Source organism: Aquimarina agarilytica ZC1, assembly GCF_000255455.1.
Taxonomy (GTDB): Bacteria; Bacteroidota; Bacteroidia; order Flavobacteriales; family Flavobacteriaceae; genus Aquimarina; species Aquimarina agarilytica.
Genome location: NZ_JH621250.1, coordinates 59,687 through 80,454, shown reverse-complemented (window position 1 = coordinate 80,454; position 20,768 = coordinate 59,687). Strand labels below are relative to the sequence as shown.

At 28.0% G+C, this 20,768-nt stretch carries 18 protein-coding genes; 17 read left to right on the top strand and 1 reads right to left on the bottom strand.

Annotated elements, in window-relative coordinates:
* Window positions 1-275 precede the first annotated feature (275 nt).
* The 13 genes from KQA_RS0204140 to KQA_RS0204080 are packed head-to-tail and all read left to right on the top strand — an operon-like array spanning window position 276 to window position 13,994.
* Window positions 276-1,274 carry an SDR family oxidoreductase gene (locus KQA_RS0204140; RefSeq protein WP_010178396.1) on the top strand — a complete coding sequence of 333 codons (999 nt, stop codon included), beginning with the start codon at window positions 276-278 and terminating at the stop codon, window positions 1,272-1,274.
* A gap of 8 nt (window positions 1,275-1,282) precedes the next feature.
* Window positions 1,283-2,563: a nucleotide sugar dehydrogenase gene (locus KQA_RS0204135; protein WP_010178394.1), complete on the top strand. Its 1,281-nt coding sequence runs from the start codon at window positions 1,283-1,285 to the stop codon at window positions 2,561-2,563.
* A gap of 56 nt (window positions 2,564-2,619) precedes the next feature.
* Window positions 2,620-4,110 (top strand): lipopolysaccharide biosynthesis protein, encoded by a 1,491-nt coding sequence (locus tag KQA_RS0204130; RefSeq protein WP_010178392.1) that lies wholly within the window; start codon window positions 2,620-2,622, stop codon window positions 4,108-4,110.
* Between the two features lies 1 nt (window position 4,111).
* Complete coding sequence (locus KQA_RS0204125; protein WP_010178390.1) at window positions 4,112-4,687, top strand: acyltransferase; 576 nt, start codon at window positions 4,112-4,114, stop codon at window positions 4,685-4,687.
* Window positions 4,688-4,690: 3 nt separating this feature from the next.
* Entirely contained in the window at window positions 4,691-5,605 is a 915-nt protein-coding gene (locus KQA_RS0204120; RefSeq protein WP_010178388.1) for a glycosyltransferase family 2 protein, read from the top strand.
* 3 nt (window positions 5,606-5,608) lie between these two features.
* Window positions 5,609-6,388 (top strand): glycosyltransferase family 32 protein, encoded by a 780-nt coding sequence (locus KQA_RS0204115; protein ID WP_010178386.1) that lies wholly within the window; start codon window positions 5,609-5,611, stop codon window positions 6,386-6,388.
* Between the two features lie 18 nt (window positions 6,389-6,406).
* The gene (locus tag KQA_RS0204110) at window positions 6,407-7,390 is read left to right on the top strand and encodes a glycosyltransferase family 2 protein (RefSeq protein ID WP_010178385.1); all 984 of its coding nucleotides are present in this window, start codon (window positions 6,407-6,409) and stop codon (window positions 7,388-7,390) included.
* 16 nt (window positions 7,391-7,406) lie between these two features.
* Window positions 7,407-8,531 (top strand): glycosyltransferase family 4 protein, encoded by a 1,125-nt coding sequence (locus tag KQA_RS0204105; RefSeq protein ID WP_157366583.1) that lies wholly within the window; start codon window positions 7,407-7,409, stop codon window positions 8,529-8,531.
* A gap of 9 nt (window positions 8,532-8,540) precedes the next feature.
* Window positions 8,541-9,974, top strand: a complete 1,434-nt coding sequence (locus KQA_RS0204100; protein ID WP_010178383.1) for an MBOAT family O-acyltransferase — start codon at window positions 8,541-8,543, stop codon at window positions 9,972-9,974.
* 2 nt (window positions 9,975-9,976) lie between these two features.
* Window positions 9,977-10,909 (top strand): hypothetical protein, encoded by a 933-nt coding sequence (locus tag KQA_RS0204095; protein WP_157366582.1) that lies wholly within the window; start codon window positions 9,977-9,979, stop codon window positions 10,907-10,909.
* Window positions 10,906-12,003, top strand: a complete 1,098-nt coding sequence (locus tag KQA_RS0204090) for an EpsG family protein (RefSeq protein WP_010178380.1) — start codon at window positions 10,906-10,908, stop codon at window positions 12,001-12,003. Before KQA_RS0204095 ends, KQA_RS0204090 begins: the two co-directional genes overlap by 4 nt.
* Before the next feature lie 12 nt (window positions 12,004-12,015).
* A complete protein-coding gene (locus KQA_RS0204085) occupies window positions 12,016-12,906 on the top strand; it encodes a glycosyltransferase family 2 protein (protein ID WP_010178377.1) in 891 nt (296 codons plus the stop codon).
* Window positions 12,903-13,994, top strand: coding sequence for a glycosyltransferase (locus KQA_RS0204080; RefSeq protein WP_010178375.1), 1,092 nt, complete (start codon window positions 12,903-12,905; stop codon window positions 13,992-13,994). The genes KQA_RS0204085 and KQA_RS0204080 overlap by 4 nt, the downstream gene beginning before the upstream one ends.
* A gap of 10 nt (window positions 13,995-14,004) precedes the next feature.
* Here the strand turns inward: KQA_RS0204080 and KQA_RS0204075 are convergent, their stop codons facing one another.
* Entirely contained in the window at window positions 14,005-16,017 is a 2,013-nt protein-coding gene (locus KQA_RS0204075) for a right-handed parallel beta-helix repeat-containing protein (protein ID WP_010178373.1), read from the bottom strand.
* 367 nt (window positions 16,018-16,384) lie between these two features.
* Between KQA_RS0204075 and KQA_RS0204070 the strand changes: the two genes are divergently transcribed.
* The 4 genes from KQA_RS0204070 (at window position 16,385) to KQA_RS0204055 (ending at window position 20,724) form a co-directional block, all read left to right on the top strand.
* Complete coding sequence (locus tag KQA_RS0204070; protein ID WP_010178372.1) at window positions 16,385-17,548, top strand: glycosyltransferase family 4 protein; 1,164 nt, start codon at window positions 16,385-16,387, stop codon at window positions 17,546-17,548.
* A gap of 24 nt (window positions 17,549-17,572) precedes the next feature.
* A complete protein-coding gene (locus KQA_RS0204065; protein ID WP_050858521.1) occupies window positions 17,573-18,622 on the top strand; it encodes a sugar-transfer associated ATP-grasp domain-containing protein in 1,050 nt (349 codons plus the stop codon).
* A gap of 10 nt (window positions 18,623-18,632) precedes the next feature.
* Window positions 18,633-19,937 carry a phenylacetate--CoA ligase family protein gene (locus tag KQA_RS0204060; protein WP_010178367.1) on the top strand — a complete coding sequence of 435 codons (1,305 nt, stop codon included), beginning with the start codon at window positions 18,633-18,635 and terminating at the stop codon, window positions 19,935-19,937.
* 94 nt (window positions 19,938-20,031) lie between these two features.
* Window positions 20,032-20,724 (top strand): acetyltransferase, encoded by a 693-nt coding sequence (locus KQA_RS0204055; RefSeq protein WP_010178358.1) that lies wholly within the window; start codon window positions 20,032-20,034, stop codon window positions 20,722-20,724.
* Window positions 20,725-20,768 lie beyond the last annotated feature (44 nt).

Below are 20,768 nucleotides of genomic sequence, written 5' to 3'. Positions count from 1 at the left end.
AAATATCAATTGTAAATTATGAATTTAATTTTTGCTTTTTTTAAATTTTTGCTTTTTTTAAATTTTTGTTTTTTAGTGTTTTATATTTTTTTGAACCGTTGTAAAGCTATTTTGCATATCTTTTGATTATGGAAAAAAAAGTGATTGTAAAATGTATAATGTTAAGAGAGTTAAAGTTTTATTAATTTTTTGGGGTTGTTTTCTTACATTTTTAGACATACTTTAGCGCTGCCATAAAAATGGTTTTGGTATAAAAAACGTAATACTCTCTATCTATGACTAATGAACAATTAGCATTATTAAAATCTTCAAAAATACTTGTAACTGGAGCAGCAGGTTTTATTGGGTCTAATCTTTGTGAATCCTTGTTAAAAATCGGTAGTACAGTAGTAGCATTTGATAATTTTGCGACAGGACACAAAAAAAATATTATTCCTTTAGAAAAAAATCCAAATTTTACTTTTATCAAAGGTGATATAAGAAATCTTGAAGATTGTCAAAAAGCGTGTAATGGTGTGGATTTTATTTTACACCAAGCCGCATTAGGATCTGTTCCAAGATCAATTAATGATCCTATTACAACAAATGACGTAAATGTTGGTGGCTTTTTAAATATGTTGGTAGCGGCAAGGGATAATAATGTAAAGCGTTTTATTTATGCAGCAAGTTCTTCTACATATGGAGATTCAATTTCCATGCCTAAGGTAGAAGATAAAATAGGGAATCCATTATCTCCATATGCAATTACTAAATATGTAAATGAATTGTATGCGAATAACTTTAAGAAAACGTATAACCTGGATACTATTGGTTTACGTTATTTTAATGTGTTTGGTCGTAAGCAAGATCCTAACGGAGCATATGCAGCTGTTATTCCAAAATTTGTTATGCAACTCATGAAACATGAATCACCTGTAATTAATGGGGATGGATCATATTCCAGAGATTTTACATATATAGATAATGTAATTCAAATGAATATGTTAGCTATGGCTTCAGATAATTCGGAAGCTTTAAATAATGTATATAATACTGCATTTGGTGAGCGTACTACATTAAATGAGTTGACTTCACTTTTAAAAGAAAATTTATCGATGTATGATCCAAAAATTGCAGGTGTTGAAATAAAGTTTGGACCAGAACGTAGAGGAGATGTACCGCATTCATTAGCTTCTGTAGATAAAGCAAAATCATTATTAAATTACGATCCAAAATTTGATATAAAATCAGGTTTGAAAGAAGCGGTGGATTGGTATTGGGAAAATTTAAAATAAGTTAGGTTATGAAAGGTATTAAGATGGCAATCATTGGTTTAGGATATGTAGGTTTACCTTTGGCAAGACTTTTTGCTACTAAATATTCAGTGGTAGGTTTTGATATAAATGAAAATAGAATAAAAGAATTACAGTCCGGGAATGATTCAACATTAGAGGTTGACGATACAGTTTTAAATGCTGTTTTAAAGCAATCTGCTAATGATTCACAAGGTTTATATTGTACCAATGATTTAGGGGATATTAGTGATTGTAATTATTATATTGTTACGGTTCCAACTCCTGTTGATAAAAATAACAGACCAGATTTAACTCCTTTATACAAGTCTAGTGAGACGGTAGGAAAGGTATTAAAGAAAGGAGATATAGTAATTTATGAATCTACAGTATATCCTGGAGTAACAGAAGAAGAGTGTATTCCTGTACTAGAAAAAGTAAGTGGTTTAAAATTCAACGATGATTTTTATGCAGGTTATTCTCCAGAACGTATTAACCCAGGGGATAAATTACATACTGTAGATAAGATATTAAAAGTAACCGCAGGTTCCACTCCAGAAATTGGAAAAAAAGTAGATGAATTATATAATTCTGTAATTACAGCTGGAACACATTTGGCACCAACAATAAAAGTTGCCGAAGCGGCTAAAGTGATTGAAAATTCACAACGAGATATCAATATTGCTTTTGTGAATGAGTTGGCTAAAATTTTTAATTTAATGGATATTGATACGCATGCAGTTTTAGAAGCTGCGGGGACAAAATGGAATTTTTTACCATTTAAACCAGGTTTAGTTGGTGGTCATTGTATTGGTGTAGATCCTTATTATTTAGCACAACGTGCTCAAGAGTTTGGATATCATCCAGAAATTATTTTAGCTGGCCGTCGATTAAATGATAGTATGGGGCAGTATGTATCATCTGAAATAATAAAACTGATGGTAAAACATGATATTCGAATAAAAGGAGCGAATGTTTTAGTACTAGGGATTACTTTTAAAGAGAATTGTCCTGATGTTCGGAATACACGTGCAGTTGATGTCATAAATAACTTAAATGATTTTGGAACAAACGTGACTATATATGACCCTTGGGCAAATACAGAAGAAGTAAAGCATGAATATGGTTTAGAAACAACGAATACGTTACCTGTTCAAAAGTTTGATGCTGTTGTATTAACAGTGGCTCATAAAGAGTATTTGGAGTTAGATTTGAAATCATTACTTATTCCTAATGGGGTTTTGTATGATGTGAAAGGCATTTTGAAAGAAAAAGTAGATGGGAGATTGTGATATGATATTTCAATAAGTACAACAATTACATTCAATATTAATTAAAACAGTAGAATTTGAGTCAATTAAAAAAGGGAGCTATTTTATCTTACGCTACAATATTTTTAACAAATATTGTAGGTCTATTGCTTACTCCTTTTATCATAAAAAGTTTAGGACAATCGGAGTATGGTCTATATATATTATTGGGTTCTTTTGTAGGGTATATTTCTCTTTTAGATTTTGGTTTAAGTAATACTATAGTTCGATTTGTAGCAAAATATAGAGCTAATAAAGATAAAGAAGGTGAAAAAAACTTTTTAGCAACTGTTTTTTTAATTTATACAGTAATTTCATTTTTTGTATTAATATTAGGTTCGTTAGCTTATTTTAATATAGAATCTATTTTTGGAAGCTCTTTAAGTTTAGAAGAGCTTGAAAAGGCAAAAATATTAATGTTACTATTAGTCTTAAATATGTCTATTACATTACCAGGTCAGGCATTTACAGGGATTTGTAGTGGTTATGAAGAATTTGTTTTTCCTAGATTGGTGAATATAGTAAGATATGTGATTCGATCATTATTAGTAGTAACTATATTACTTTATGGTGGTAAATCAATATCAATTGTAGCCATTGATACGGGTTTAAACATATTGATAATTTTTGTAAACATGTACTATGTTTTAAAAATTATGAAAGTTAAAATAAAGTTAGTAATTTTTGATAAAGAACTGATTCGTACTATTTTTAATTATTCGGTTTGGATTTTTGTTTTTGCAATGATTGGTCAGCTTTTTTGGAAATCAGGACAAATGATTTTAGGTGTAACAATTAGTACCGAGGCTGTAGCGATATTTGCAATAGGGATTGTTTTAAGTGGGTATTTTGGAGCTTTTGCAGGAGCTATAAATAGTGTTTTTTTGCCAAAAGCTACTTTCATGGTTGAAGAAAATAGCTCAAGACAAGAATTGACTGAGATGTTTGTAAAAGTAGGAAGGATACTAACTTTTCTATTAATTTTCATTTGGGCAGAATTTATACTTTTTGGTCAGGATTTTATTGAATTATGGGTAGGACCAGAGTACAAAGATTCTTATTTAATAACTGTGATAATAATGACGGCATATGTTTTGCCATTGGTTCAAAATTTCGCTAATTCATTAATCGAAGCCACTGGGAAATTTAAGTTTAAAGCAAAAGTATATTTTTTTACAATCTCACTAGGAATTTTACTGGGAGCATTATTATCTCCATACTATGGCTATTGGGCAATAACATGGAGTTACTCTATTTTTTGGGTGATATCTCAAATAATAATGAATTGGTATTTTGATAAAAAGCTAAATTTAGATATGAAGAGTTTTTTTAAAGAAACCTTTGGGAAATTGATCCTTATTTTATTAATCTCTTTAAGTATAGGGTATTTTATAAATAATTTGTTTGGACTTAGTTGGGGATATTTTATGCTAAAAGCATCATTATATGCTGTCTTGTATTTAGGAATGACTTATTTTTTCGTGTTAAACGAATATGAAAAAAAACTTTTTTTAAAATTTAAGAGGTAATATGAAGCGAAAAATACTTACATATATATCAAAAAAAATTGCAGCTTTATATTGGGGCTATTTAAAAAAAGAGATAGATGATTTTGTAATAAACTCTCAAAAACCACATTTTAAAAATTTAGGAAAAAATGTATTATTTAAGGCGGGAGGAACTATTTATCATCCTGAAAATTTAGAAATTGGGAATCATGTACGTATAGGTGATAATTGTTTTATTATGGCTATTGGTGGAGTGCAAATAGGTGATGGAACAGTTATTAGTAGAAATGTATGTATACATTCAGGGAACCATAGTTACAAATCGGACAATTTAGTACCTTATGATGATACTTATGATAAAAGAAAAACTACGATTGGAAAGGCCGTATGGATTGGTCAAAATGTAAATATTCTTCCGGGTATTTCTATAGCAGATGGTGCTATTATAGGAATGGGAACTACAGTATCTAAAGATGTAGGAGTTGGAGAAATTGTAGTAGGAAAAGGACAACGTACTTTAGCAGAAAGAGATATTGAAAGTTTAAAAAAAATGATCTCTAACGACGCTTATTTTTCAAAAAAACACCCTAATTTATAGTTTATGTTGGTATCAGTAATTATTCCTACATATAAAAGAAGTTTACGTTTGCCTATTGCTATTGATAGTGTACTTAAGCAAACACATAGGTCAATTGAAATTATTGTAGTCGATGATAATAATGATGATGAGTTTAGGAAGGATACTAAGAGAATGTTACAGCCATATATTGACAAACAATTCATCAGGTATATTGAGCACGAATTTAATAAGGGAGGTTGTGCCGCTAGAAATACAGGGGCTTATAAAGCCAATGGAAATGTAATTGCATTTTTAGACGATGATGATTTTTATGAGCCTACTAAAATAGAAGAACAGTTAGAATTTTTAAATAAGAATAGATCATTTGACGCTTGTATGTGTTCCATGTTTAGAATTGATGAAGATCATAAACAAATTATCTCCAGAGAAAATAAAGCAAGAGGAATAGATTTAAAAGAAACTATTTTAGATGGAAACTTGTTTACCTCGATGCTTTTAATAAAAAAAGAAGTATTTGTTAAATTAAAAGGTTTTTCAGAAATACCTAGGTTTCAGGACAAGTATTTTCATTATAAATTTTTAGAACAAGGTTATAAAATAGGCATACTTGATAAACAATTATTGACTTTGGTTGAACACAATGATTTTAGAATTTCATTATCTGCAAGTAATAAAATTATTGAAGCATTACATACATTGCACTCCTTTGAAATAAAACATAAACAATTGTTTACAAATAAAGAATGGAAGTATCTTTTGCATAGGTTTTACTATAGAAAAGCATATACTTTGTGTGAGGGAAATATTTCTCAAAAAATTAATGGTTTTTTTAATATTTTAAAGTCGTTTAAATATTATACTGGAGATTTTAATATTACCAAGATAGCTATTAAAACACTGATCCCTAATTTTATATTAAATTATAAAAACAAGTAAAATATGATACCTAAAATTATACATTTCTGCTGGTTGAGTACTGATGAATATCCACCACTTATACAAAAGTGTATTGATACTTGGAAAGAAAAATTACCCGATTATGAATTTATTCATTGGGATACCAATAGGTTCAATTTAGAGGATAGCATATGGGTAAAACAAGCATTCGAAACCAAAAAGTATGCTTTTGCAGCTGATTTTATTCGATTATATGCTGTTTATAATTATGGAGGTATTTATATGGATACTGATATTGAAGTAGTAAAAAGTTTTGATGATTTATTAAAGCGTCCTTATTTTATAGGAACAGAGGGAAAAGGAATTATAGAAGCAGGTATTTTTGGAGCAGAGAAAAATGCTGATTGGCTAAAAAAGTGTTTGGACTATTATGATGGGAAAGAATTTATAAATCCCGAAGGGACATTTAATACACAAACTTTACCTAGAATAATGATGTCTCAAATTAGTCAAATCAAAACTTTAAAAGAAGTATTTCCAGAAATTATTACTGCAGAAAAACAAGAGCAAGATATTCAAACTTTGTATATGTTTCCAGAAGATTACTTTTGTGCTAAAAATCATGGAACGGGTGTTATTGAAAAAACAGATAATACCTATTCGATACATCATTTTGCGATGTCTTGGGTGCCAAAAAAACAGATTTTTTTACCAAGCATAAAAAAAAAATTGATGAAAATTTTTGGTGTTAAAACCATTAATAGTTTTGTGAAATATTCAGGTTTGTTAAAATTGAGGCAAAAATATTACTATAAAAAATAATTTATTTGATAATTTAATATGTTACTATCCATAATAATACCTGTATACAATGTTGAAAATTTTATAGAAAGATGCGTTAGATCTATAGCAGATCAGTTAAAAGATTATAGTGATATTGAATTAATTTTAATCGACGATGGTTCCTCAGACAATAGCCTGAATAAATTAATGATATTAAGTCAAGAATATCAATTTTTAAAGTTAGATAATAAAGAAAATGGCGGTGTTAGTGAGACAAGAAATTTAGGTATTAAAAAAGCTAAAGGTAAATATTTATGGTTCGTTGATTCAGATGATTACATTGATATTAATTTTATAAGCGAGGCGTATAAAATATTATTGAAGGAAGAACCAGATATATTTTTATTTGGTCATAAAATAGTTTCTGCTGAAGGGGATGTATATTCAAGTATAACATATGAAAATGAAGTATTGAATAGTCAAGATCTTATAGAAAAAAAAGTTTATGTAAATTCCGTATGCTTTAAAATAATAAAAAAAGAGATAATTGAGAAAGGAAAAATTCTTTTTGATACAAGTGTTATTACTGCAGAAGATTTTGAGTTTAGTTTTAAATTACACTATTTATCAAATAAAATAATTACGACTAAATTGACCCCATATAATTATGTAGTTAATTTAAATTCAGTAAGTAATAAAAGAAGTAAAAGTCATTTGTTAAATTTAGCCAATGATAGTGTTGTTATAGCTCTTAAGTTAAATCAATTTCTTAAAAAGAAAAGCAATATCAATAGAAATATATTTTTTAAATTTTGGCTAAATAACTATTTGTATGGTCTATTTTTTAGTTTATTTAGATTCAATTATGATTATTTAACAATAAAAGGAGTAATAAAAGATCTTAAAAAAGAATCGATATATCCTCTGAATTCAAATAATATGAAATTCAAAAAGCGATTATTTGTTTATTTTGCTAACAGAAAACAATTGTTTTTTTTAATTGTTTTTTTTAGAAGAATGCTAATAAAAAACAATAGTTAGTTTTATTTAAATGCAAATGATGAAGATAGTTTACTATACAGATCAAGTTTATTTACATGGAGGTTTAGAAAGGGTTATTTCAAATAAATTAAATTATTTAAATGAAAAAACTGATATAGAATTAAATGTAATTACATTTCAACAGAAAAATCAACCAGTTTGTTATGGAATGAGTGATAATGTATCGTTTCATGATTTAGGGATAAATTATGATAGAAGTTTAAGTTTTTTTCATCCAATAAATTTTAAAAATGTATTTAAACATTTTAAAAAATTAAATAAAATTATCAATAAAATAGATCCAGATATTGTTGTTGTTTGTAATTATGAGTTTGGATTTTATTTTATGCCATTATTATGCTCGAATAAAATTTTAATAAAAGAATATCATTCTTCTAGACATTTTTATTATCATAATAGACAAAATAATTCTTCTCTGATAAAAAAAATAATGTACAAAGTTGTAGATTTTTTTGAGTCTAAATATAATTATTTAGCGTTATTAAATGAAGATGAACTTAATTATTATAAATCAAATAATAAGATTGTAATACCTAATGCTTTATCATTTTTTCCAGATGGTATTTCAGAATTAAGTAACAATAGGGTAATAAGTGCAGGAAGGATAGCACCAGTAAAAGGTTTTGAAAAATTAATTATGGCATGGAAGATAGTTAATGAAAGTTACCCTAATTGGAACTTAGATATATATGGAGATGGGGAACCTAGCTATGTAGAAGTATTAGAAAAACAAATAAAAAAAATAGGTTTAGAAAATAAAGTTACGTTAAAAGGGGCAACAGATAATTTAAAAAATGAAATGTTGAATGCTTCATTGTATGCAATGACATCAATAACTGAATGTTTTCCAATGGTTCTTCTAGAGGCAATGAGTTGTGGTTTGCCAATAGTTTCTTTTGATAGCCCTACAGGTCCAAGAAATATAATAAAAGATGGTGTCGATGGAATTTTAGTTGAATATAATGATGTAGAAGACTTGGCAAGAGAAATAATATATTTAATTAAAAATCCAAAGCAAAGATTTGAAATGGGAATAAAAGCCTATAAGAATGTTAAAAGGTTTAGTGACGAAAAAATAATGAATAAATGGTTGAATATTTTTGAATATGAAAAAGTATAATATAGCAGTATGATTTTTAATTCAATTCAATATTTAATTTTTTTACCAACAGTTTTTTTGTTGTATTGGTTTGTTTTTAATAAAACTATTAAGCTTCAAAACTTTTTACTTTTAGTAGTTAGTTATATTTTTTATGGTTGGTGGGATTGGAGGTTTTTATCTTTAATAATTTTTAGCTCTATCATAGATTTTTATTGTGGGATTTTTATAGAAAAGACTAACCAAAAAAAGGATAAAAAAAAGTGGTTAACTTTAAGTATGCTAATAAATCTAGGTTTTTTAGGGGTATTTAAATATTTTAATTTTTTTTCCAATTCTTTAAAAGAAGGCTTACTATCATTAGGTTACCAAATAGATACTTTAACATTAGATATTGTATTACCTGTAGGAATAAGTTTTTATACTTTTCAGACAATGAGTTATACTATTGATGTGTATCGCGGACAGTTAAAGCCAACCAAAGATCCAATAGCATTTTTTTCGTTTGTTAGTTTTTTTCCTCAATTAGTAGCAGGTCCAATAGAGCGAGCTACTAATTTATTACCTCAATTTTACACTAAAAGAACATTTGATTTAGAAAAGGCTAAAGATGGTTTAAGGCAGATATTATGGGGACTTTTTAAAAAAATTGTTATTGCAGATAATTGCGCTATAATAGTAAATGAAGTTTTTGATAGCTATACGGATTTTAATAGTAGTACGCTTTTTATAGGAGCTTTGTTTTTTGCTTTTCAGATATACGGAGATTTTTCAGGATATTCTGATATTGCCATAGGAACGGCACGCTTATTTGGATTTAACTTAATGCAAAATTTTGCTTTCCCTTATTTTTCCCGAGATATAGCTGAGTTTTGGAGAAAATGGCATATATCATTAACAACCTGGTTTAGAGATTATGTGTATATTCCTTTGGGAGGAAGCCGAGGAGGAGTTTGGATGAAAGTGAGAAATACATTTATTATTTTTATTGTTAGTGGATTTTGGCATGGTGCAAATTGGACCTTTATAATATGGGGATTATTAAATGCATTATATTTTTTACCCCTTCTATTACTCAATAAAAATAGAGTAAATACTAATGCGATTGCATCAAATAGTATTTTTGTAGAGCCTAAAGAGTTTATCAAAATAATACTTACGTTTTTTATAACACTGATAGCTTGGATATTTTTTAGAGCACCTAATGTCCATTCAGCATTCAGTTATATAAAAAATATGATTTCTTCATCTATAATTTCTGTACCCGAAGTAAGCTTAAAACCTTTGGTTTTTATAATTGTTCTTGTAATTGTTGAATGGTTCCAACGAAATAATAAACATGGATTGTATATGAATGAATTAAAAATGAATAAATTTAGCCGTTGGTTAATTTATTATATTTTGATCATAATCATATTTTGGTTTGGTGCAGAAAAACAAGAATTTATTTATTTTCAATTTTAATGATGAAGCATTTTATAAAATATAGTGTTGTATTTGCCATAGGTGTATTTCTTTTTGTTTTTGTAGGTTTGATACTTCCCAATAATAATCCTGTTCGCAGTGTGGATTATAGTTTAGTTGCTAAACATAATTTATTGCAACAAAATAAACAACCAAAAGTAGTGCTAACAGGTGGCTCAAATGTAGTTTTTGGATTTAATAGTCAAATTCTACAAGATGATTTAAATTATCCTGTAGTTAATCATGCTATACATGCAGGTTATGGTTTAAAATATATTATTGAAGATGTTTTGCAATTTGTTAATGAGGGTGATGTCATTGTGTTATCTCCAGAATATTCACATTTTATTGGTGATAATTATTACGGAAAAGAACCCTTATTATTTTCATTAACCGTTAAGCCAAGTAATTTAAAATTAATATCGTTTCAGCAATTAGCTAGTATTTCAGAATTTATACCACAGTTTTCGTTTGATAAAATAAAATCTTTTGTGTATAATAAAGCGAAAAATAAACCACGAAGAACGAATTCGGAAAAAAATTACACCGAGTTTTCAATTAATAAATTTGGAGATCATTATACACATTGGGATGATAAAAATGAAGATTTAAAGCTTTATAATTTCAATGGAGTGGTTAATGTTGATGTAATTGAATTTTTAAATTCAGTTAATGATCAAATTAAAAGAAAAGGAGCTAAGTTTTTTATATCATTTCCTAGTTTATGTAGGTCAACCTATACAAAGAATAAAAAAACAATTTTAGCTATAGAAAAGGCACTAAAAAAATATGGGAATTTTAACATATTAGATTCACCAAAAGATCATGTTTACAAAGATGTACTGTTCTATGATACCTCATATCATTTAAATGGAGATGGAGTTAGCATAAGATCGAAAAAGCTTGCAAGTGAATTAAAAGGACAGCTTAAATGATAACTTTAATTCCTTTAGAACATTATTATTCTATTTATGTACATGTATGCCTTTTTTTAGTATTGGCAAACTTAATACATGCCTACACTTTAGATATTGATGACCCAAAGAATATTTTGTTTTTAAAAACGGTAGGTTTTGTGTTGTTATTTTTGTCAATTGCTTACTTAGGATTACGCCCCATAAGTGGCCGCTATTTTGGTGATATGGGAACTTATTCTAAGTATTTTAATGCTTATAGTCTAGGAGAACCTGTAACAATTAAAAAAGATTTTGTATTTCATTACTACATAAAGTTTTTATCAAATTTTACAAGTGTATATGGTTTTTTTTTTATTACTGAGTTTTTATACATTTTTCCAATGTATTTAATTTCAAAAATACATTTTGAAGAATATTGGTTTTATGCTTTTTTTATGTTTTTGGTGTCATTTTCTTTTTATACATACGGAGTAAATGGTATTAGAAATGGAGTGGCTACATCTATGTTTTTATGGGGGTTGTGTTATTATAATAAAAAAGCATTAATGTTATTGTTTTTTGTTTTAGCAGCTTTATTCCACAAAACACTTTTGCTGCCAATAATGGCCTATATAGTGACTTTGTTTTATAATAAACCTATGACTTATATTAAAGCCTGGTTATTTTCTATACCCTTATCATTTGTCATAGGTGGGGCTTTGATTAGTGTTTTTACTGTTTTAGGTTTTGGAGATGATAGATTAGCAGCCTATTTGAGTGAAAATACAACAGTAGAAAACGTTGGAAAAACAGGCTTTCGTTGGGATTTTATTTTTTACAGTTCTTTTGCAGTATTCACAGGATGGTATTTTGTAATAAAAAATGAATTTGAAGATAAGTTTTACAATCAAATTTATGGAGTATATCTGATTTGTAATAGTTTTTGGATTTTGGTAATTAGAGCCAATTTTTCAAATCGTTTTGCTTATTTATCCTGGTTTTTGATGGCAATTATCATTATTTATCCTTTTCTAAAAAAGCAATTTTTTGAATTTCAAGAAGTAGTTATAGCAAAAGTTGTTATAGCCTATTTTTCGTTTACCTATTTAATGTGGCTAGTTTATTATGGCTAATAAAATTTTAAAATGAAAACACTTACTATTTTTACACCTACATATAATAGAGCATATTGTTTAGGGCAGTGTTATGAAAGTCTGAAAAGGCAAAGTAATAATGATTTTGTTTGGTTGATTATTGATGATGGGTCAACGGATGATACAAAAAATCTAGTACAATCATGGATTAAAGAAGATGCAATTTCAATTCAATATCATTATCAGGAAAACACTGGAATGCATGGGGGACATAATGCAGCATATAGATTGATTAAAACAGAACTAAATGTTTGTATTGATTCGGATGATTTTATGCCAGATGACGCGGTAAATCATATTATTTCTTTTTGGAAATCAATAGGAGATAAAAAAGGAATTGCAGGTTTTATAGGGCTTGATGCCTATAAAAATGGTGAAATAATCGGAAATAAATTTCCCAAAGAGCTTACAGAGACAACTTTAGAAGAAATTTATTATAAATATAAAATTTCTGGAGATAAAAAAATGGTCTTAGTTTCAAGTATTGTTAAAGAATATGATCCTTATCCTGTTTTTGAAGGAGAACGTTTTGTTCCATTGGGCATTTTATATTTATTAATAGGTAAAGAATATAAGTTTCTTTGTTTGAATAAAGTGTTATGTATAGTAGAATATATGGAAGATGGATCTTCTAGGAATATTATAAAACAGTATTTTAGGCACCCAAAAGGATTTCAATATGCTAGGTTAGTTACACTAAAACATTCAAATTATTTTAAAGTAAAATTTAAAAATGCTGTTCATTATGTATCACATAGTATACAATTATGTGATATTAATTTTTTACGTAAAACATCAAAGCCTTTTTTAACCATTCTGGCCATTCCTTTTGGAATACTATTGTATAGTTATGTTTTATATATAAACAAAGTTAAAAAATGAAAGTTTTACAGGTTATAAATTCGTTAGGAGCAGGAGGAGCAGAAAAACTTGTAGTTGAAACTTCATTATTGTTCGCAAAAAAAGGGATTGAAATTAATATACTACTTTTAAATGGAGAAAAAACACCATTATTTGATAGTTTAAAAATAGCTAATAATACTATTCAAGTTTATAGTTTAGTAGGAAATATTTATAATCCATTACATGTTTTTAAAATAAAATCTTTTTTCAAAAACTACGATATAATTCATGCACATTTATTCCCAGTATCTTATTGGGTGGCATTTGCAAACTTTTTTAGTTTAAAAAAGAAGCCTATTATATTCACAGAGCATAATACTACTAATAGAAGGAGATCAATTTTTATATTTAAAATAATTGATCGTTTAGTATATAAACAATTCAAAAAAACAGTTACAATTTCTGAAGCAGTTGATGTTAATTTAAAGAAACATTTAAGTGTTAATGAAAAAACAAAACGTATTACAAAAATCCACAATGGTATTGATCTTAAAAAGATTCAACAAGCAATAGCTTATACAAAAGAAGAGCTTGGTTTTGAAGATTTGGATAAATTAGTGTTGCAAGTAGCTAGTTTTACACCTCAAAAGGATCAAAAAACGTTGATAAAAGCAATTCAATTATTGCCTAAAAATGTAAAATTACTATTAGTAGGGAGCGGTCCTTTAATTGAAGAATACAAAAATTTTATAAAAACAGAACAAATAGAAGATAGAGTATTCTTTTTAGGAATCAGGAATGATGTGCCTCGTTTATTAAAGTCAGTAGATATAGTGGCTTTATCATCGCATTATGAGGGCTTATCTCTATCATGCATTGAAGGAATGGCATCGGGGAAACCTTTTATAGCATCAAATACACCTGGGTTAGGGGATATTGTTGATGGTTCTGGGATTGTTTTTGAAGATAGTAATTATAAAGAATTAGCTGATACTATTATAGATTTGTTAAATAATGATACTTTTTCTGCTAAAGTAGCAACTCAATGTATAAAAAAAGCTCAATATTTTGATATTAACATAATGGTAACATCTTATATTGAGCTTTTTAAAAAATTAGTTGATTAAAATTTATTTACTAACCTTCACATTGTATGTCTATAATTTCAATATCTATACCATCATTTGCTGTTTGAGTGATACATTTGAAATTGCCAGTAACAGAAATTTTGTGATTTTCAATTTTAATATTTTTACAACCTCTATCTAATCTTACACCATGAGATGAAGTAGATTTGATTGTATTATTCTTTAGCTCACCATTCTCAGAATTCTCAATTCTAATACCACCATTTTTGAAATTATTATCATTGAAGGAAAAACCATTTGTAGAATTAAAGGTTGCTCCATTTTTTATAAACATGTTCCCACTTACACTAAAACTGTAATTACTTTGATCAGCTTCGTCATTTATACCAGAAAATAAGAACGCAGCTCTCATTACATCTATTATATTTTTACTAACAATAATATTGTCAAAATATTTGGCTTGAGCAGAATTCATTATACCATCACTTTTAGCTCTTTTGCTAGTTATTTTATTTTCGTAAATTTTAGAATTCGTTATTGTTTCAATACTTAAACCTGTTTTACATTCAAAAATTTTATTTTCATAAACTTCTAAATCAGTATTTGACATTTTTATTCCTGTAGAATATCCAGTAATAGTATTACCATATACTTTGCTACCAAAATTTCTTTCAAATCTATCAAATCTTCCTGCCACAATTGCAGTACCATTGTTTTTTATTTTTTCGGTAATAGCATTGAATGTGTTATTTCTTATAGTAATCTCTGTAGCTGTAGAATAGGAAATTTCGTTAGACATTTCATTACCTTCAAAAATAACACGATCTCCTGTATGAACTGTAAAACCACCAACTCTACTTCCTCTTTCTCTGTTGTTTCTAATTATTATATCATGTGCAATTTGGAATGGACCTCTAGGATCAGAACCTCTAACAGGTTCTATATCTATAGCAAATCCTGGAGCAACACCACGTGATTTGTTAGTGTGTATTCCAGCATCTATAAAGTCATTATTTTGAACAGTAATATCATATCCATCAGTTATAGACATATTATTACGTCTATTTCTTAAAAATTTGTTGTTTTCAATCAATACATTGTTTGATTGAGTATAATGAGGGTCAAAAGAATGTCCTAAAGCAGAAACAGCTATTCCATCTCCAGTTGCATCTTGCATAGTAATATTTCTTATAACAATGTTTTGACCAGCTTTTATACTTAATAAAGTTGGCCATTCATGTGTACCACCACTAGAATAATCATGCTCATCTCTTTCTCCATGTAAAACCCCTCCTTCAACGGTTACGTTTGAAACACTTAGTATGGATAAAAGAACAGGTTGCTTATAAGCATTAGGTTGCATTCGTAAATGAGTATTATTAGTCATTTTTAAATGGAAATCTGAAGGTATCGTAATAGCAAAAGCAGTGGGAACAGGTTTCCCAGATGGTTCATCTACTTTAAAAAATGCATCAATTTTATCGATTATAAAAGTTTTTGCACCTAACTCTTTCATATAATAAAGATTTTTTTTCAAATTATCTTTATTTTTACTAGCAACATCATTATTTACCCTTCCTTCAACAATTTCCCATCGGTTAGGAATGAATTCAAATTCATCTTTAGAAAGTTGTACATCTCCATTTAAATCTAGTGACGCATTTAATAGCTCACCATCAATTTTTCCATTACTAGCAAAATTTAATGTACCATTTTTAACGTCACCACCTTCATAAATCACTGTGGTATTATTAGGAATATCAATAGTTTTACCATTAAGATTAACTATGCAGTCAATTGTAATTTTATTATCAATAATATTTGTCCAATCAAAATCATCACAAGAAGCCAACGGATCTTTTTGGGGAGCGGCTACAGGTTCTTTAGTAGGAGATTCTTTGGGGTCTTCTTTAGGGGAGGGATCTTTTTCAGGATCATCAATCCCAGTAATTGTTTCAGGGGTATCTTTTTTTAGATCTAATTCTTCAAGGCTATCAGTACTACAGGATGAAAAATATGTAACTGATAAAAGTACGAGTAGGTAATAAAATGTGTGTTTCATTTTAGTTTTCTTTTAGTTGAGTATTATAAATTTGTGTTGCAATAACGTCATTTAATCTGTAAAAAACGTAATTAATCGATTAAAAACATGTTTTCAATATCTTAATTAACATTTTTTTAATAATTTTAACAATAATTTCCTACAAAATGTAAATGTAAACGAATTTTCTTACGATAACGTAGTATTCTTATTTGTAGTATAATTTTAAATAAAAATGTAAATTTATTGTCGGAATAAATTTACTTACTTCATACCGATGTTTAATTACATTTTTTAAATAGATGTAAGGACTACATGACAAAATAAAAAAGGAAGAAACACTTTTTCCATTATATTTACCTTCATAAATTACAACAGCTTTATAGCAATGGCAAAAATAATTAGAGTAACTACTGTTCCTGTATCATTAGGAGGACTATTAAAAGGACAATTGAAATTTATGTCTAATTATTACGAAATTCTAGGGATATCTAGTGAAGGAAGTGCTAGTATAAATAGTACTATTTATAATGTAGCTGAGGATGAGGGTATTCGAGTTATACCTGTCGAAATGACTCGGAAAATTACTCCGATTAAAGATTTAAAAGCGGTATATCAATTGTATAAAGTTTTTAAAAAAGAGAAACCGGATATAGTACATAGTCATACACCAAAAGCGGGAACTCTAGGAATGTTAGCCGCTAAACTAGCGGGTGTGCCTAATAGGTTACACACTATAGCAGGATTACCACTTTTAGTGGTTACAGGTCCAAAAAGAAAATTATTAAATTTTGTTGAAAAGCTTACCTATTCATGTGCAACTAAAATTTACCCTAACTCATATGGTTTAAAAGATATTATAGTTGAGAATAAGTTTATAGCAGAAGAGAAAACAAAAGTAATAGCTAAAGGAAGCTCAAATGGAATAGATACATCATATTTTGATCCAAGTTTATATTCAGATTCTGAAAAAGAAGATTTAAAAAAACAATTATCAATAAAACAGTCAGATGTAGTTTTTCTTTTTGTTGGTAGGTTGGTAAAAGATAAGGGAATTAATGAATTAATTGAAGCTTTTAAAAAGATCAGTGTAGAATTTGACCAAGCAAAATTATTATTAGTTGGCACTTATGAGAAAGATTTAGATCCTCTATTACCTGATACTGAAACAGAAATTAATACAAATTCGAATATTATTTCAGTAGGCTGGCAGAACGACGTTAGACCTTTTTTCTCGATAGCAGACGTGTTAACTTTTCCAAGTTACAGAGAAGGCTTCCCAAATGTAGTTATGCAAGCTGGGGCAATGGGATTGCCTAGCATAGTAACAGATATTAATGGATGTAATGAAATTGTTAGTGAAGGTATTAATGGGTTAATTATTCCAGTACAAAGTACTAAAGCTTTGTATAGTTCTATGAAAAAATTACTAATTGATCATAAATTAAAAGAAGATTTAGGAAGTAACTCAAGAGCGGTAATAGTCAATAGCTATGAAAGAACATTCGTGTGGCAACAATTGCTAAAAGAATATAAAGCACTAATTAACTAGAAACTATTATTCTCTTTTCTTATTATGAAACAAAAGATATACCTGTTAAAAAAACGACTTTTGGTTATTACAAATGATACGAATAGAAAGGGAATAATACAGATAATTAAAGAAGCTATAATTTTTGGAATAAAGAAAAAGGAGTTTCCATATTTTTATTTTGGAAAATTTTTATACAGGAAAAATAGCAATAATTATTTAGACTATTTAAGTAGTGCAGAAGTGGATAAAATCACTTTGTCAAAAAAATTACATCATTTTCAGTATGCTTCTTTGTTACGTAATAAATTAGCTTTTTCATTATTTATGGAGAAGAATAGCTTACCTACTCCTGCTTTATTGAGTTATAATTTTAAGAGCAGATTTTTTAATAATTCAATTACGTCATATACTAATTCTCAGGAACATTTGAAGTATTTTTTTGAGCGTGTTTTCAAGGAATCTAATACAAATCAAATATTTGTAAAGTCAATTACCGAAATGGGAGGTAATGGATGTTTTTTATTAACAGATGAAAACCTTAAAAATGAATTAGCAATTTTTGGATCTTATATTTTAGAAAATGATTGCATTCATCAAGAAGTAATAGAACAACACGAAAAGATTAATAAAATATATAAATATAGTGTAAACACAATTCGTTTTGATACTTATATAGACAAGCATAATCAAATACATATTCTTTCAGCTTTTATGCGATTTGGTAGGGGAGGAAATGTAGTTGATAATGGTAGTTCTGGTGGTTTTTATGTTAGCGTTGATTTAGAGGAAGGCAAGTTAAAAGGAAAGAGTCATCAATTAATGAAATATGGAGGAGAACAATTAACAAGCCACCCAGATACAGGAGTGGTTTTTGATGGTTTTGAAATCCCTTTTTTCAATGAAGCTTGTGATTTAATAAAAAAAGCAGTGCTTCATATTCCAGATCGCATTATTGGATGGGATATAGCTATTAGTCCAAGTGGGCCAGTTATTATTGAAGGTAATGACAATAATTCTTTTGTTACTCCAGATATAGCCTATGGGGGCTATTTAAAACATCCGTTGTTTAAAGAAATCATGTCGGAAGCTTAATTTTTTAATTATGAAATTGTCAGAATTACTAAGGAATAAGATCTTTTGGAGTATTGATTTAGTTAAAAGAGGAATCAAAAAAAAGTATTTTAAAGAAATTCAATTTTTAAACGAAAACCCTAATGATAAAGAGGTAATTGAAAAGAAGCAAATTGCGCTAAAAAATATATTAACTCATGCTATTACTACTACTGAGTATTATAAAAAATTAACTAGTTACAATTCAGTTAATGATTTTCCTGTAGTAAATAAAAATATCATTAGAGCACATAGTGATGATTTTAAATCTATTAAATTTTCTGAAAATCAAATTTTTAAAGTAAGGACAAGTGGTTCTACAGGAACACCTTTTGAGGTGTTTCAGAATAAGTTAAAAAAAATTAGAAATATAGCAGATAATCTATACTTTTCTGAAAAAGCCGGTTTTAGGTTAGGTTTTCGAATTACTTATTTTAGAATGTGGAAAGCCTTTGAACAAAAATCTTCTCTCGTAAAATTTATACAAAATATAGTGCCCATAGATGTTTTTGATTTACAGAAAGATGAATGTAAATTATCAATACTTACTAATTTATCAAAAAGTAGCGCGTCAAATAGTTGGTTAGGCTATGCTTCTGCTTTTGAAAGTATTTGTAAATATTTAGATAAAAATAACAATACTGTTCCAGCATACAAGTTAAAATCTGCGATAGCAATATCCGAAAGTTTAAATACTTACACTAAGCAAAAAATGAAGACATACTTTGATGTGAATGTAGTATCAAGGTATTCAAACGTTGAGAACGGAATATTAGCACAACAGCCATTGAATAAAGATTATTTTTTAATTAATGAAGCGAGTTATTTAATAGAAATTTTAAATTTAGAATCTGACACACCTGTGAAAGATGGTAAGATAGGTAGAATAGTAGTAACAGATTTATATAATTATGCTATGCCAATGATTAGATATGATACAGGTGATGTTGGAATAAAAAAAATAATAGAAGGAAACCTAGCTTTAGAAAAAGTTCATGGAAGAAAAATAGATACTATTTATAATACTTCTGGAGAAGTCATAAATGTAAATTTAATTTTATTAGTAAACAATTATCCCGAATTAAAACAATGTCAACTTATTCAAAAATCAGTCGGAACATACCATATTAAGTTAAATATTGACAAAGAATTTTTAAGACTAGAACAATTAAAAACTGATTTAAAACAATATTTAGGAAAGGAAGCTACTATTACAAATGAATATGTGGATGAGATTCCATTGTTAGCTTCAGGAAAAAGGAGAGTTATGGTAAATGAAATGAATAACAAAGGTTGAAATACTAGAAATATCGATAAGTGATTTGTAAAATTAAATTGAATAATAGTATTAAAAATTAAATGATTAGATTGCAGTTTCAATTCAATAAAAAATGGAAAAAGTTCTTATTATTGGAGCATCAGGTCACGGTAAAGTGGTAGCAGAAGCTATTGAACTTAATGAAGAATATTCAATTCATGGTTTTATAGATTCTTTTAAGCCTGTTGGAGAAAAAGTTCTTGATTATGAAATTTTAGGAACCGAAGACTTGATTTCGCAATTATATGATCAAGGTATAACGAGAGGTGTGATAGCTATTGGGGACAATTGGACACGTTTTTCGTTAGTTGAAAAAATAAAGCGATTGGTTCCTGATTTTGAATTTATTACTGTGATTCACCCATCTGCTATAATTAGCAAAACAGTTACCATTGGCAAAGGTAGTGTTATATTGGCATCTGCTACTTTGAATGCTGAAGCTAAGGTAGGGGAATTCTGTATTTTGAATACGGGAGTAAATTTTGGGCATGAAAGTAAAATAAACGATTATTCAAGTTTAGCACCAGGCGTAACAGTAGGAGGTAATGTAATTATTGACACTTTTTCGGCAATTTGTTTGGGCGCAAATATTATTCACTCAATACATATAGGAATGCATAGTATTGTAGGAGCAGGAGCTTTGGTAAACAAAGATGTAGAAAATTTTAGGTTAGCTTATGGAGTCCCTGCTAAAGAAATAAAAGAAATATCTGTGGGAGAAAAATACTTATCAGGTAAATGGAAAAAGCAAAAGGTTAGTTTATAATAAAATATATCATAAAAGTAAAAGCCCTGATTGATGAATTTTAA

What these genes read in the sequence shown, in the direction of transcription:
- KQA_RS0204135 (WP_010178394.1), top strand. Translation starts at nt 1,283, where the DNA reads ATGAAAGGTATTAAGATGGCAATCATTGGTTTAGGATATGTAGGTTTA.
- KQA_RS0204075 (WP_010178373.1), bottom strand. Translation starts at nt 16,017, where the DNA reads ATGAAACACACATTTTATTACCTACTCGTACTTTTATCAGTTACATAT.
- KQA_RS0204095 (WP_157366582.1), top strand. Translation starts at nt 9,977, where the DNA reads ATGAAGCATTTTATAAAATATAGTGTTGTATTTGCCATAGGTGTATTT.
- KQA_RS0204065 (WP_050858521.1), top strand. Translation starts at nt 17,573, where the DNA reads ATGAAACAAAAGATATACCTGTTAAAAAAACGACTTTTGGTTATTACA.
- KQA_RS0204140 (WP_010178396.1), top strand. Translation starts at nt 276, where the DNA reads ATGACTAATGAACAATTAGCATTATTAAAATCTTCAAAAATACTTGTA.
- KQA_RS0204125 (WP_010178390.1), top strand. Translation starts at nt 4,112, where the DNA reads ATGAAGCGAAAAATACTTACATATATATCAAAAAAAATTGCAGCTTTA.
- KQA_RS0204100 (WP_010178383.1), top strand. Translation starts at nt 8,541, where the DNA reads ATGATTTTTAATTCAATTCAATATTTAATTTTTTTACCAACAGTTTTT.
- KQA_RS0204080 (WP_010178375.1), top strand. Translation starts at nt 12,903, where the DNA reads ATGAAAGTTTTACAGGTTATAAATTCGTTAGGAGCAGGAGGAGCAGAA.
- KQA_RS0204090 (WP_010178380.1), top strand. Translation starts at nt 10,906, where the DNA reads ATGATAACTTTAATTCCTTTAGAACATTATTATTCTATTTATGTACAT.
- KQA_RS0204085 (WP_010178377.1), top strand. Translation starts at nt 12,016, where the DNA reads ATGAAAACACTTACTATTTTTACACCTACATATAATAGAGCATATTGT.
- KQA_RS0204105 (WP_157366583.1), top strand. Translation starts at nt 7,407, where the DNA reads ATGATGAAGATAGTTTACTATACAGATCAAGTTTATTTACATGGAGGT.
- KQA_RS0204060 (WP_010178367.1), top strand. Translation starts at nt 18,633, where the DNA reads ATGAAATTGTCAGAATTACTAAGGAATAAGATCTTTTGGAGTATTGAT.
- KQA_RS0204070 (WP_010178372.1), top strand. Translation starts at nt 16,385, where the DNA reads ATGGCAAAAATAATTAGAGTAACTACTGTTCCTGTATCATTAGGAGGA.
- KQA_RS0204115 (WP_010178386.1), top strand. Translation starts at nt 5,609, where the DNA reads ATGATACCTAAAATTATACATTTCTGCTGGTTGAGTACTGATGAATAT.
- KQA_RS0204120 (WP_010178388.1), top strand. Translation starts at nt 4,691, where the DNA reads ATGTTGGTATCAGTAATTATTCCTACATATAAAAGAAGTTTACGTTTG.
- KQA_RS0204110 (WP_010178385.1), top strand. Translation starts at nt 6,407, where the DNA reads ATGTTACTATCCATAATAATACCTGTATACAATGTTGAAAATTTTATA.
- KQA_RS0204055 (WP_010178358.1), top strand. Translation starts at nt 20,032, where the DNA reads ATGGAAAAAGTTCTTATTATTGGAGCATCAGGTCACGGTAAAGTGGTA.